Below are 12,378 nucleotides of genomic sequence, written 5' to 3' on the forward strand. Positions count from 1 at the left end.
TTCACCGAGGAATGGGGCGCTTCTCACGGAGCCCCGGGTGCCCGTTCGCCCGGGGTTCGGGTGATAGTGGGGTACGTGACTGCTGTACCTCACCCCCGTTCCGAAGCCGCCGGACCCGCCAGGGCCGGACGTCTGAGTCTCGCCGTCGCTCTGCTGTGCGGCGCGCTCGGCGCCGCCGTGGCGCTGCTGGCCACCCGTCAGCGGTGGTCCGAGGGCACCGCGACCGTGGCAGGCGGCGCCTTTCCCCTGACCGCCAAGGGCAGTGACGTCACGGGCGTCCCCGCCGCCCTGGCCATAGTGGGCCTCGCCGCGCTCGTCGCCGTCTTCGCCGTCCGCAAGGCCGGGCGGCTCCTGGTCGCCGCGCTGCTCGCGCTCTCCGGCGCGGGGATCGTCGCCGCGGCGCTGTTCGGGGCGAGTGACGCGTCCGCCCTGGACGAGCAGGCGGCCCAGGCCTCCGGCGACACCTCGGCGACGGTCGCCGCTCTCTCCCACACCGCCTGGCCGTACGTCGCGGTGGTGGGCGGTGCGCTGATCCTGCTCGCCGGGTTGCTGGCGCTGCGCTACGGGCGGTCGTGGCCCGCGATGTCCGGGCGGTACGAGCGGGACGGGGCGCCTCGGGTGCGTCGTAAGGCGGCCGTTGTGGATCCCGACCGGCCCGAGGACATCTGGAAGGCCCTGGACCGGGGAGAGGATCCCACGGGGGCGTAGCGGTCGCCCGCGAAGCGCGACCCCGGATCACTTCGTGCCCTCGCGTGCGGGACAATGACTTCGAGCGTCGGGCTCAGACACGTACTTCAGCACCTAGGAGCAAGCAATGGCGGGCAGCAGCCACGGTCACACCCCGGCCGCCTGGACCGGTGTCACGATCGCCTTCATCGGTTTCTGCGTCGCGGGCGCCTTCATGGTGATGGCCCAGCCGGCGGGCTTCTGGGCCGGTATGGCGATCGTGGTCATCGGTGGTGTCGTCGGCTGGATCATGAGCGCGATGGGGATGGGCATGCCCAAGGACGCCCACAAGGCACTCGTCACCTCGCAGCAGCGTGAGACGGCCGAGGCCAAGAGCTGACACGCGGAGAACCTCGTGGAGGGGCGGCCGGGCGGGAGCGCCGGGGCCGCCCCTCACGCGCGCGCGGGGCCTTAACAGGGCACAATGCGAGGCGTGAACGCCGACACCCAGCGCGCACCCCGACTCACCGGGCTCGCCGTCCCGGGCGGAATCCTGGCGGTCGTCGCCGGGGCCTTCGCGTACGTGGGGACCGTGGACCCCAACCAGCCCGGCCACTATCCCGTCTGTCCGCTCTACCTGATCACCGGCCTCTACTGTCCCGGCTGCGGCGGTCTGCGCAGCGCGCACGCGTTCATCCACGGTGACTTCCCGGCCGCCCTCCAGGACAACGCGATGGCCGTTGTGGGCTATCTGGGCTTCGCCGTGCTGTGGACCGTCTGGGTGGTCCGCGCGGCGCGCGGCCGACCGCTGCGGCTCGGTCTCGGACCGGTGCACCTGTGGACACTGGGCACATTGCTGCTGGTCTTCACGGTTGTCCGGAACCTGCCGTTCGGTGGCTGGCTTCATCCTTGATCAACTGATGAACGTCCAGGTAGTGGGACCGGCGTCAACCGGATGCGAGGCCTACGCCCTCCTGCGGATACCATCGCAGTGACCACTTGTTTTCATCAGTCGCCGGAACTGCCGACCGTCTGGAAGGGGGCCGCTCGCGTGAGTGTGCTCGACGAGATCATCGACGGAGTCCGTGCCGACCTCGCGGAACGGCAGGCGCGCGTCAGCCTCGACGAGCTCAAGGAGCGCGCGGCGAAGGCTCCCGCGGCCAAGGACGGCGTGGCCGCCCTGCGCGGCGACGGCGTCAAGGTCATCTGCGAGGTCAAGCGCTCCAGCCCCTCCAAGGGCGCGCTGGCCGCGATCGCCGACCCGGCGGGCCTGGCCGCGGACTACGAGGCGGGCGGCGCGGCCGTCATCTCCGTCCTCACCGAACAGCGCCGCTTCGGCGGCTCGCTGGCCGACCTGGAGGCCGTCCGCGCGCGCGTGGACATCCCGGTCCTGCGCAAGGACTTCATCGTCACGTCGTACCAGCTCTGGGAGGCCCGGGCCTACGGCGCCGACCTCGTGCTGCTCATCGTCGCGGCCCTGGAGCAGCCCGCCCTGGAGTCCCTCATCGAGCGCGCCGAGTCCATCGGACTCACCCCGCTCGTCGAGGTCCACGACGAGGACGAGGTCGAGCGCGCGGTGGACGCCGGCGCGAAGATCATCGGCGTCAACGCGCGTAACCTCAAGACCCTCGAGGTCGACCGCGGCACCTTCGAGCGCGTCGCTCCCGAGATCCCCGCCCACCTCGTCAAGATCGCCGAGTCCGGCGTCCGCGGCCCGCACGACCTGATCGCCTACGCCAACGCCGGCGCCGACGCGGTCCTGGTGGGCGAGTCCCTGGTCACCGGCAAGGACCCCAAGACGGCGGTCTCCGACCTGGTGGCGGCGGGCGAGCATCCGGCTCTCCGGCACGGGCGCGGCTGATCTTTCGCTAGGCTTGCCCCGATGACGCTCACGACGACAACCACGGACAGGTACGCCCGCCTCGCGCGCGGCTGCCGCCCCCGTGGTTGCCGCGCGCCCGCACGCAGGGTGCACGGTCGTCGGGTGCGATACGTCATCGGAGACGAACCCGGCCAGGTGAACGGCATGCGATGGCAGCGCCCCGTCAGGGGCGCGGGGCTGTATTGATCAGCGGCTACCGCCGCGCGGGCGCGACCGGCCACAACGGTCCCGCGGCCGACCGACTGTCTCCGCCCCCACGGCGAATGGTGTCTTTTCCACGCACTCACCGTGAGGTATTGCCATGCCCAGCGAGTTCTTCATCCCCGACCCCGAGGGTCAGATCCCCAGCGCCGAAGGCTACTTCGGCGCGTTCGGCGGCAAGTTCATCCCGGAGGCCCTCGTCGCCGCCGTGGACGAGGTCGCCGTCGAGTACGACAAGGCCAAGCACGACCCCGAGTTCGCCCGTGAGCTGGACGACCTGCTGGTCAACTACACCGGCCGCCCGAGTTCGCTCACCGAGGTCCCCCGTTTCGCCGCGGAGGCGGGCGGCGCCCGGATCTTCCTGAAGCGGGAAGACCTCAACCACACCGGCTCCCACAAGATCAACAACGTCCTCGGCCAGGCCCTGCTCACCCGGCGCATGGGCAAGACCCGGGTGATCGCGGAGACGGGTGCCGGTCAGCACGGCGTCGCCACGGCCACCGCCTGCGCGCTCTTCGGTCTCGAATGCACCATCTACATGGGCGAGATCGACACCCAGCGCCAGGCCCTCAACGTGGCCCGGATGCGCATGCTCGGCGCCGAGGTCATCGCCGTGAAGTCCGGCAGCCGCACGCTCAAGGACGCGATCAACGAGGCCTTCCGCGACTGGGTCGCCAACGTCGACCACACGCACTACCTGTTCGGCACGGTCGCCGGACCCCACCCCTTCCCGGCCATGGTCCGCGACTTCCACCGAGTGATCGGCGTCGAGGCCCGCCGCCAGCTCCTGGAGCGCGCCGGCCGTCTCCCCGACGCGGCCATCGCCTGCGTCGGCGGCGGTTCGAACGCCATCGGTCTGTTCCACGCCTTCATCCCGGACACCGGCGTACGCCTCATCGGGTGCGAGCCCGCCGGGCACGGTGTGGAGACCGGTGAACACGCGGCGACCCTCACCGCGGGTGAGCCCGGCATCCTGCACGGTTCCCGTTCCTACGTCCTCCAGGACGAGGAGGGCCAGATCACCGAGCCGTACTCCATCTCGGCCGGTCTGGACTACCCGGGCATCGGCCCCGAGCACTCCTACCTCAAGGACAGCGGCCGCGGCGAGTACCGCGCGGTCACCGACGACGCGGCGATGCAGGCCCTGCGCCTGCTCTCGCGCACCGAGGGCATCATCCCGGCCATCGAGAGCGCCCACGCGCTGGCCGGTGCCCTGGAGGTCGGCAAGGAGCTCGGCAAGGACGGACTGATCGTCGTCAACCTGTCCGGCCGCGGCGACAAGGACATGGACACGGCCGCCCGCTACTTCGACCTGTACGACACCGACGCCCAGGTCGCCGCCGACCAGGACGCCGACACCGCCGAGATCGAGGGGGACGCCAAGTGAGCGGGAACATTCAGCTGCTGTCCGACACCCTCGCCGGTGCCAAGGCCGAGGGCCGTGCCGCGCTCGTCGCCTACCTCCCGGCCGGGTTCCCGACCGTGGACGGCGGGATCGAGGCGATCAAGGCCGCGTTCGACGGCGGTGCCGACGTCGTCGAGGTGGGTCTGCCGCACAGCGACCCCGTCCTCGACGGCCCCGTCATCCAGACCGCCGACGACATCGCCCTGCGCGGCGGCGTCAAGATCGCGGACGTCATGCGCACGGTCAAGGAGACCTACGAGGCCACCGGGAAACCGGTGCTCGTGATGACGTACTGGAACCCCATCGACCGTTACGGCGTCGAGCGCTTCACGGCCGAGCTCGCCGAGGCGGGCGGCGCGGGCTGCATCCTGCCCGACCTGCCGGTGCAGGAGTCGGCGCTGTGGAGGGAGCACGCGCAGAAGCACGCGCTCGCCACGGTCTTCGTGGTCGCGCCCAGCAGCAAGGACGCGCGGCTCGCCGAGATCACCGCGGCCGGCAGCGGATTCGTCTACGCCGCCTCGCTGATGGGCGTCACGGGCACCCGTGAGTCGGTCGGGGCGCAGGCCCAGGACCTGGTCGAACGGACCCGGGTCGCCGGTGCCGGTGCCGACCTGCCGGTCTGCGTCGGGCTCGGCGTCTCCAACGCCGCGCAGGCCGCCGAGGTGGCCGGCTTCGCCGACGGCGTGATCGTCGGCTCGGCCTTCGTGAAGCGGATGCTCGACGCCGCGGACGACAAGGCCGGGGTGGAGGGCGTCCGCGCACTCGCGGGCGAGCTGGCGAAGGGCGTGCGCCGACAGGCGTGACCCTGCCGCGGCCCGTCATGGCGCAGTGAGATATTCGGTCACTCGAAGGGGTGGTCCTGGGGCCGGGGAGGCGCGGTGCGCCTCCCCGGTTCGTTCTGCGGGTGTGAGCGAGAAGAACCGTGAGGGAAAGCGCACCGCCCGCGAGCGGCTGGCGGAGGAGCGCGCGAAGCAGAAGACCGCGGACAAGCGGCGCCGGGTGCTGATCGTGGGCACGAGCGTGGTGTGCGTCCTGGGTCTCGCGGCGGTGATCGGTGTCATCGCGGCGAACTCCGGCAAGGACAAGGCCTCGGGTCCGGTCGTGGCGCCCTCGGGGGCCAACGGCCAGGACAGCCTCGCCGTCCCGGTCGGCAAGGAGGGCGCCAAGTCGACGCTCGTCGTCTGGGAGGACTTCCGCTGCCCGGCCTGCAAGGCCTTCGAGGCGGCGTACCGCCCGACGATCCACGAGCTCACCGGGTCCGGCAAGCTCAAGGTCGAGTACCACCTGGCGACGATCATCGACGGCAACATGGGCGGCACCGGCTCCCGCAACGCGGCCAATGCCGCGGCCTGCGCCCAGGACGCCGGGAAGTTCCCGGCGTACCACGACGTGCTCTACGAGAACCAGCCCGAGGAGACCAGCGACGACTACGCCGAGAACGGCAAACTCCTCGAACTGGCGAAGAAGGTCGACGGGCTCGACACCCCCGCCTTCCGCACCTGTGTCGAGAAGGGCACCCACACCACGTGGGTGGACAAGTCCGCGGCCGCCTTCCGTAATGGCGGCTTCTCCGGCACTCCGACCGTGCTGCTCGACGGCAAGAACATCTACCAGGACCGGACGATGACGCCGACGAAGCTGAAGCAGCAGGTGGAGGCCGCCAACAAGGGGTGACGGCGGGTAAGGCGGCGGCCGCCGTCTCTCACGCGCCTGTTATGGACCCGTTGCCGGGCCGCTTGCCGTGGGCCCGGCCCGGCAGGGTAGCGTCGACCCTGCCATGGAACTTGCCTACATTCCCAGCCCGTCGCGCGGGGTGATTCACCTCGGTCCCATCCCGCTGCGTGGCTATGCGTTCTGCATCATCATCGGTGTCTTCGTTGCCGTCTGGCTCGGCAACAAGCGCTGGATCGCCCGCGGCGGACGGGTCGGCACGGTGGCCGACATCGCGGTCTGGGCCGTGCCGTTCGGACTCCTCGGCGGCCGCCTCTACCACGTGATCACGGACTACGAGCTGTACTTCAGCGAGGGCCGTGACTGGGTGGACGCCTTCAAGATCTGGGAGGGCGGCCTCGGCATCTGGGGTGCGATCGCGCTCGGCGCGGTGGGCGCGTGGATCGGCTGCCGACGCCGGGGCATCCCGCTGCCCGCCTGGGCCGACGCCCTCGCCCCCGGTATCGCCCTCGCGCAGGCGATCGGCCGCTGGGGCAACTGGTTCAACCAGGAGCTGTACGGCAAGCCGACCGACCTGCCGTGGGCCCTGCACATCACGTCCTCCACGGACGGCCGGGTGCCGGGCCACTACCACCCGACGTTCCTGTACGAGTCGCTGTGGTGCGTCGGCGTCGCGCTCCTCGTCATCTGGGCCGACCGCCGCTTCAAGCTGGGACACGGACGGGCCTTCGCGCTGTACGTCGCCGCGTACTGCACGGGGCGCGGCTGGATCGAGTACATGCGCATCGACGACGCCCACCACATCCTCGGGGTCCGGCTCAACGTCTGGACCGCGATCATCGTGTTCGTGCTCGCGGTGACCTACTTCGTGCTGTCGGCGAAGAAGCGGCCCGGCCGCGAGGAAGTGGTCGAGCCGGGTGCCGACGTCACCGACGGTGAGGCCGAAGAGGACGAGAAGGCCGACGGTGTCGTGAAGCCCGAGGCTGAGACCGACTCCGACGAGACCGAGGCCGACTCCCGTGAGGTGACCGACGAGGCCGGGTCGGCGAAGAAGACCTGACGCTTGGTTGTACGTCGACGAGGGCGCCCCGACTGCTCGGGGCGCCCTCGTCGTATGTCAGCGGCGGTGGGCGAGGGAGAGCGTGCGGTGGGCCTGGGTCACCACCGCCGCGTCGATGAAGGTGCCGTTCGCGAGGGCCTGGGCCCCCCGGTGGGCCTCCGCTGCCTTGAGGACCGTCTCCGCGTGCTCGATTTCCTCCGCCGTGGGGAGATAGACGCGCTCGATCACCGGGAGTTGACGGGGGTGGACGGCCGCTCGGCCCAGGAAGCCCAGGGCGCGACCGTGGGCGCAGGACGCTTCGAGGCCCTCCAGGTCCCGGGTGTCGGGGTGGACCGACTGGGGTGGGGGAGGGAGCGACGCCGCTCGTGCCGCCACGATCACGCGCGAGCGGGACCAGTCCAGGCCTCTGTCGTGTCGTACGCCGAGGTCGGCGCGCAGATCTGCCTCACCGAGGGCGATGCCGCGCAGACCCGGGTGGACGGTGGCGATGGCGTAGGCGCGCTCGATGCCCAGGGCCGACTCCAGGAGGGCGTACAGGGGCGGGGCGCCTCCTTCGGCCCAGGCTGTCGTCTGTGCGACGTGGGTGATCTGGTCGGGGGCGGTGACCTTGGGCAGGCGCAGACCGGAGATGCCCGGGAGGGCGGCGATCGCTGCCAGATCCGCTGCCGCCAGCGGGCTGTCCAGGGCGTTCACCCGGACGTGCACCGGGATGGGCTGCGGGTCGGTGAGACGTTCGGCCGTCGCCTCGCGGGCGTAGCGCTTGCGGTCCGGGGCCACCGCGTCCTCCAGGTCGACGACCACGACGTCGGCGCCGGAGGCGAGGGCCTTGGTGACGGTCTCCGGGCGGTCGCCGGGGGCGTAGAGCCAGGTGAGCGGATACGGTCTCACAGCGCGCCCTCCGTGCGCAGGGCGCTCAACTCGGCCTCGGTCAGGCCCAGTTCCGTCAGGATCTCGTCCGTGTCCGCGCCGTGCGGGCGGCCCGCCCAGCGGATCGTGCCAGGGGTCGAGGAGAGCCGGAAGAGGACGTTCTGCATGCGCAGGGGCCCGAGCTCGGGGTCGTCGACCGTGGTGACGGTGTCGAGGGCCTGGTACTGCGGGTCGGCCATCACGTCCCGGATGTCCTGGATCGGGGCGACCGCGGCCTCCGCCTTCTCGAAGGCCGCGAGGACCTCGGTGCGGGTGCGTTCGGCGATCCAGGAGCCGACCGCCCGGTCGAGGACGTCGGCGTGGGCGGCCCGCTGGGCACCGGTCGCGAACCATGGCTCGTCGATCAGCTCCGGGCGGCCCACCAGGTGCATCACGCGCTCCGCGATCGACTGGGCCGAGGTGGAGACGGCGACCCAGGTGCCGTCCGCCGTGCGATAGGTGTTGCGCGGGGCGTTGTTGGCGGAGCGGTTGCCGGTGCGTTCCTGGACGAGGCCGAGCTGGTCGTACCAGGTCGGCTGCGGGCCGAGGACCGTCAGGATCGGTTCGATGATCGCCATGTCGACGACCTGGCCCTCGCCGGTGTGGTCGCGGGCCGCGAGCGCCGTCATCACCGCGTACGCCGTGGCCAGGCCCGCGATGGAGTCGGCCAGGCCGAAGGGCGGCAGGACCGGGGGCGCGTCCCGTTCGCCGGTGATCGCCGCGAAGCCGCTCATCGCCTCGGCGAGGGTGCCGAAGCCGGGGCGGTGGGCGTACGGGCCGAACTGGCCGAAGCCGGTGACCCGGGTGAGGACCAGGCGGGGGTTGACGGCGGAGAGCTCCGGCCAGCCGAGGTCCCACTTCTCCAGGGTGCCGGGGCGGAAGTTCTCGATGACCACGTCCGCCGTCTCGGCCAGGCGGAGGAAGGTGGCGCGACCGCCCCGCTTCGAGAGGTCGATCGTGAGCGTGCGCTTGTTGCGGCCCAGGACTTTCCACCACAGGCCGATGCCGTCCTTCGAAGGCCCGTGGCCACGGGAGGGGTCCGGCTTCGTGGGGTGCTCGATCTTGATGACCTCCGCGCCGAAGTCGCCGAGCATCGTGGCCGCGATCGGGCCCGCGAACAGGGTGGCCAGGTCGAGAACGCGGAGGCCGGTGAGAGGTGCGTGTGTCATGACGTGTACCGGGCCTCGATCTCGGATCGGTAGGGCATCGACGCCGAGGCGCCTTCCCGCTGGACGGAGAGTGCGGCCGCCGTGGCCGCCCAGGTCATCGCCTCCCGGATCGGCCGTTCCTCGCCGAGGGCGACGGCGAGGGCGCCCACGTAGGTGTCGCCGGCACCCGTGGAGTCCACCGCGGTGACGTGCGGGGCGGGGACGGCGAGGGGTTCGGCGTCCCGGGTCAGATAGACGCTGCCCGCCGCGCCCAGGGTGATCACCACGCGCGGGACCCGGTCGAGGAGGGCGGCGCCCGCGGCGAACGGGTCGCCGCGGCCGGTGAGGGTGGTCGCCTCGTGCTCGTTGGGGACCAACAGGTCGGTGGCGTCGAGGAGTTCGGGTGGGAGGGGCCGGGCGGGGGCGGGCGTGAGGATCGTACGGACGCCGTGGGACCGTGCCGTCTGCGCGCCCGCGAGGACAGCTGCCAGGGGGATCTCCAGCTGGAGGAGCAGGGCGTCGGCGGAGGCGATCAGGCCCTCGTCGCCGGGGGCGAGATGATCGACGGTGCCGTTCGCTCCGGGGATGACGACGATCGCGTTGCCGCCCGCGTCGTCCACGACGATGTGCGCGGTGCCGGAGGGGCCCTCGATGGTGCGCAGGTGGTCGGTGGTCACACCGGAGTGTTCGAGGGTGGAGCGCAGCCGGGTGCCGAAGCCGTCGTTGCCGACCGCGCCGATCATCGAGACGGTGGCGCCGGCGCGGGCCGCGGCGATCGCCTGGTTGGCGCCCTTGCCGCCGGGGATCGTACGGAAGTCTCTGCCGGTGACGGTCTCTCCTCGTCGGGGTGCCTTTTCGACGTAGGTGACCAGGTCCATGTTCGTGCTGCCGAGCACGGCGATGTGGGTCATGGGCGAGCAGCCTCCCGTTGGGTGAGATGGGCCAGGGTGTCGAAGCCGGTGCCGTTGAAGTCGGCGACGGAGGTGGCCAGACGGTTCTTGAGGGGGGTGGTCCAGCGGTCGGGGAGGTGGTCGGGGGCCCCGGCCAGGAGTCCGGCGATGCTGCCCGTGGTGGCGCCGTTGGAGTCGGTGTCCCAGCCGCCGCTGACCGCTCTGCAGACGGAGCCGGTGAAGTCGCCGTTCGCGTGGGTGAGGGCGGCGGCGATCAGCGCGGTGTTGGGGATCGAGTGGACCCAGTGGTGGGTGGCCGCGTGGGTGGCGTGGAGTGCGTCCACGACCTTGTCGAAGTCGTCGTGCCGCTCGGCGAGTTGGACCGCGTGGGTGATCGCTTTCGCCAGTCGGGAGTTCGGGGGGATCACGGTGAGGCCGGTGCGGAGGCAGGTGTGGATGTCGGGGGTCGTCGTCGCCCGGGCGATCACCGCCGCCGTGAACATCGCCGCGTAGACGCCGTTCGCCGTGTGGGTGAGGGTGGCGTCCCGGTGGGCCTGTTCGGCCGCGGCGGCCGGGTCGCCGGGATTGGTCCAGCCGTGGACGTCCGCGCGGATGAGGGCGCCGATCCATTCGCGGAAGGGGTTGCGGTGGCGGGCCGTTCTCGGGGGCTCCAGGCCCTGGAGGAGGTTGCGGTAGGCGAGGCGTTCGGCGGTGAAGGTGCGGCCGGCGGGGAGCTCGGCCAGCCAGAGTCCGGCCACGTCCGTGGTGGTGAAGCGCCTGCCGTGACGTTGCAGCAACAGGAGGTTCAGGAGGGGGTAGTTGAGGTCGTCGTCCTCGGGCATGCCGTCGATGTTCTCGGCGAGGGAGGTGGTTGCCGAGCGGCGGTTCCAGGGATGGGCGGCGAGGAGGTCCGCCGGGACGCCCTTGGCCGTGAAGTAGGTGGTGAGGGGCCAGTTGCCGGTTGATCCGGCGAGTTGGCGGATGGCTTCCAGAGGGAGCTTCTCCACCGGTTTGCCCAGGAGGCAGCCCACGGCTCGGCCCAGCCAGGCCGCTTCCAGACCGGCCTTGGTGGGGGGTGCCGCGGGGGTGGGGGGTGCAGCGGGGGTGGGCGACGGCCACGCCCGGCAGCGATCCTTGATCGTCGCGAGGTCGGTGGGCTCATGGTCCGCCAACGTGCTGGGAAGATCCGCCAGTTCGTCCAGCAGGTCTTCCGCCAGCTGCCGCAGGTACCTGGACGCGGGCTCCGCGGAGGCGCCCGCTCCTGCCGGCGCCTCCTTGCCTCCCGCCGCTCTCCACCTCGCCGCGACCGCCGACGGCTCCCTGCCGTCCTGCGCCGCCTGGCGGAGTTCGTGGCCGATGAGGTCCTCCGGCTGGACCCAGGTCAGTCGGAGCATCTCGGGCCTCCGAGTTCCGCGAAGGCCGCCTCGTGGGTCCTGCGGTGGGTCACGTCCCTCTCGAAGATCTCCCGGGTCACGGCCGTCAGCGTCGCTGCCGGTTCCCACAGGTCCAGGCGGCTCGCCTCCGAGACCGTTTTGGACCAGTCGTCCGGAACCGGGGAGCCCAGGGCCCCGGCGAGGGCGCCGGCCATCGTGGCGATCGAGTCGCAGTCCCTGCCGTAGTTCACCGCGCCGAGGACCGATCGGCGGTAGTCGCCCGCGGCCACGAGCACCATGGCCAGGGCGATGGGGAGTTCCTCGATCGAGTGGAGGCGGGAGGGGCGGCGGGCGCCGAGGGAGGGAGCGCGGTAGTCGGGGCCGACCGTGTCGTAGGGCGCGACCGCCTTCCGCAGCGGGTGCAGTGCCGACTCGAAGTCCGTGTGGTGGGTGGCCACTTCGCAGACCTGCTCGATCGCGGTACGGGTGCCGTCCTTCGCCAGGGAGAGGCAGGTCGTCACCACGGAGTCCGGTGTCGCGCCCGGTGTCGCCGCCGCCGCGACCGCCGCCGCGAAGACTCCCGCCGCCTCCCGGCCGTACGACGACTGGTGGGCGCCCGCGATGTCCAGGGCCTCGGCGTAGGCGGCCTGCGGGTTGGCCGCGTTGACCAGGCCGACGGGTGCCATGTACATCGCCGCACCGCAGTTGACGATGTTGCCGACGCCCGCCTCCCGGGGGTCGACATGGCCGTAGTGGAGGCGGCTGACCAGCCACTTCTCGGCGAGGAAGATCCGCTGGAGGGGGAGCGCCTCCGCCTCAAGTTCCGGGATCCAGCGCGGGTTCGTCATCAGGTCGGGGACCAGGTGGTCGGCGATCGCGTAGGCGTCGAGGTGGTCGCGGACCCGGTCGTAGACCCTGATCAGGGCGTGGGTCATCAAGGTGTCGTCGGTGACATGGCCGTCGCCCTTGTGGTACGGGGCGATGGGGCGGGCGGTGCGCCAGGCGTCGCCGTTCCAGGGGCCGACGATGCCGTGGACGCGGCCGGCGTGACGTTCGAGGATCTGCTCGGGGGAGTAGCCCTCGACGGGACCGCCGAGGGCGTCGCCCACCGCCGCGCCCACGAGGGCTCCGGTGATCCGGTCCTCAAGGATGATTTCTGAGTTTTTGGGCGTCATG

14 protein-coding genes are annotated in these 12,378 nt (G+C 71.6%); 9 read left to right on the top strand and 5 right to left on the bottom strand.

The window, feature by feature from the left end:
• Nucleotides 1-66: 66 nt before the first annotated feature.
• The 9 genes from OG841_RS34430 (at nucleotide 67) to lgt (ending at nucleotide 6,885) form a co-directional block, all read left to right on the top strand.
• Nucleotides 67-708 (top strand): TIGR02234 family membrane protein, encoded by a 642-nt coding sequence (locus OG841_RS34430; protein ID WP_328637826.1) that lies wholly within the window; start codon nucleotides 67-69, stop codon nucleotides 706-708.
• A 106-nt stretch (nucleotides 709-814) separates the two neighbouring features.
• Nucleotides 815-1,066, top strand: coding sequence for an HGxxPAAW family protein (locus tag OG841_RS34435; protein ID WP_057618472.1), 252 nt, complete (start codon nucleotides 815-817; stop codon nucleotides 1,064-1,066).
• An 84-nt stretch (nucleotides 1,067-1,150) separates the two neighbouring features.
• Complete coding sequence (locus OG841_RS34440; protein ID WP_371568024.1) at nucleotides 1,151-1,579, top strand: DUF2752 domain-containing protein; 429 nt, start codon at nucleotides 1,151-1,153, stop codon at nucleotides 1,577-1,579.
• Between the two features lie 138 nt (nucleotides 1,580-1,717).
• A complete protein-coding gene (gene trpC / locus OG841_RS34445; protein WP_057618470.1) occupies nucleotides 1,718-2,527 on the top strand; it encodes an indole-3-glycerol phosphate synthase TrpC in 810 nt (269 codons plus the stop codon).
• A gap of 21 nt (nucleotides 2,528-2,548) precedes the next feature.
• Entirely contained in the window at nucleotides 2,549-2,734 is a 186-nt protein-coding gene (trpM, locus tag OG841_RS34450) for a tryptophan biosynthesis modulator TrpM (protein WP_368082243.1), read from the top strand.
• A 115-nt stretch (nucleotides 2,735-2,849) separates the two neighbouring features.
• Entirely contained in the window at nucleotides 2,850-4,136 is a 1,287-nt protein-coding gene (gene trpB / locus OG841_RS34455; RefSeq protein WP_326669394.1) for a tryptophan synthase subunit beta, read from the top strand.
• Nucleotides 4,133-4,957, top strand: a complete 825-nt coding sequence (gene trpA / locus OG841_RS34460; RefSeq protein ID WP_365118419.1) for a tryptophan synthase subunit alpha — start codon at nucleotides 4,133-4,135, stop codon at nucleotides 4,955-4,957. Before trpB ends, trpA begins: the two co-directional genes overlap by 4 nt.
• Before the next feature lie 103 nt (nucleotides 4,958-5,060).
• On the top strand, nucleotides 5,061-5,828 hold the full coding sequence (locus OG841_RS34465; RefSeq protein WP_365118421.1) for a DsbA family protein: 768 nt from the start codon (nucleotides 5,061-5,063) through the stop codon (nucleotides 5,826-5,828).
• A gap of 103 nt (nucleotides 5,829-5,931) precedes the next feature.
• Entirely contained in the window at nucleotides 5,932-6,885 is a 954-nt protein-coding gene (lgt, locus tag OG841_RS34470) for a prolipoprotein diacylglyceryl transferase (RefSeq protein ID WP_371568030.1), read from the top strand.
• Nucleotides 6,886-6,942: 57 nt separating this feature from the next.
• Here the strand turns inward: lgt and OG841_RS34475 are convergent, their stop codons facing one another.
• The 5 genes from OG841_RS34475 to OG841_RS34495 are packed head-to-tail and all read right to left on the bottom strand — an operon-like array spanning nucleotide 6,943 to nucleotide 12,377.
• Entirely contained in the window at nucleotides 6,943-7,773 is an 831-nt protein-coding gene (locus OG841_RS34475) for an HpcH/HpaI aldolase/citrate lyase family protein (protein WP_328637821.1), read from the bottom strand.
• The gene (locus tag OG841_RS34480) at nucleotides 7,770-8,960 is read right to left on the bottom strand and encodes a CaiB/BaiF CoA transferase family protein (protein WP_328637820.1); all 1,191 of its coding nucleotides are present in this window, start codon (nucleotides 8,958-8,960) and stop codon (nucleotides 7,770-7,772) included. The genes OG841_RS34475 and OG841_RS34480 overlap by 4 nt, the downstream gene beginning before the upstream one ends.
• Entirely contained in the window at nucleotides 8,957-9,850 is an 894-nt protein-coding gene (gene rbsK / locus OG841_RS34485) for a ribokinase (RefSeq protein ID WP_328637819.1), read from the bottom strand. The genes OG841_RS34480 and rbsK overlap by 4 nt, the downstream gene beginning before the upstream one ends.
• On the bottom strand, nucleotides 9,847-11,223 hold the full coding sequence (locus OG841_RS34490) for an ADP-ribosylglycohydrolase family protein (protein ID WP_371568035.1): 1,377 nt from the start codon (nucleotides 11,221-11,223) through the stop codon (nucleotides 9,847-9,849). Before OG841_RS34490 ends, rbsK begins: the two co-directional genes overlap by 4 nt.
• Nucleotides 11,211-12,377, bottom strand: a complete 1,167-nt coding sequence (locus OG841_RS34495) for an ADP-ribosylglycohydrolase family protein (protein ID WP_371568038.1) — start codon at nucleotides 12,375-12,377, stop codon at nucleotides 11,211-11,213. Before OG841_RS34495 ends, OG841_RS34490 begins: the two co-directional genes overlap by 13 nt.
• Nucleotide 12,378: the final 1 nt, after the last annotated feature.

Origin of the sequence: Streptomyces canus, from assembly GCF_041435015.1 — a bacterium.
In the GTDB taxonomy this organism is placed as follows: domain Bacteria; phylum Actinomycetota; class Actinomycetes; order Streptomycetales; family Streptomycetaceae; genus Streptomyces; species Streptomyces canus_G.

What these genes read in the sequence shown, in the direction of transcription:
- OG841_RS34435 (WP_057618472.1), top strand. Translation starts at nt 815, where the DNA reads ATGGCGGGCAGCAGCCACGGTCACACCCCGGCCGCCTGGACCGGTGTC.
- OG841_RS34440 (WP_371568024.1), top strand. Translation starts at nt 1,151, where the DNA reads ATGCGAGGCGTGAACGCCGACACCCAGCGCGCACCCCGACTCACCGGG.
- trpM (WP_368082243.1), top strand. Translation starts at nt 2,549, where the DNA reads ATGACGCTCACGACGACAACCACGGACAGGTACGCCCGCCTCGCGCGC.
- trpB (WP_326669394.1), top strand. Translation starts at nt 2,850, where the DNA reads ATGCCCAGCGAGTTCTTCATCCCCGACCCCGAGGGTCAGATCCCCAGC.
- lgt (WP_371568030.1), top strand. Translation starts at nt 5,932, where the DNA reads ATGGAACTTGCCTACATTCCCAGCCCGTCGCGCGGGGTGATTCACCTC.
- OG841_RS34480 (WP_328637820.1), bottom strand. Translation starts at nt 8,960, where the DNA reads ATGACACACGCACCTCTCACCGGCCTCCGCGTTCTCGACCTGGCCACC.
- rbsK (WP_328637819.1), bottom strand. Translation starts at nt 9,850, where the DNA reads ATGACCCACATCGCCGTGCTCGGCAGCACGAACATGGACCTGGTCACC.
- OG841_RS34490 (WP_371568035.1), bottom strand. Translation starts at nt 11,223, where the DNA reads ATGCTCCGACTGACCTGGGTCCAGCCGGAGGACCTCATCGGCCACGAA.
- OG841_RS34495 (WP_371568038.1), bottom strand. Translation starts at nt 12,377, where the DNA reads ATGACGCCCAAAAACTCAGAAATCATCCTTGAGGACCGGATCACCGGA.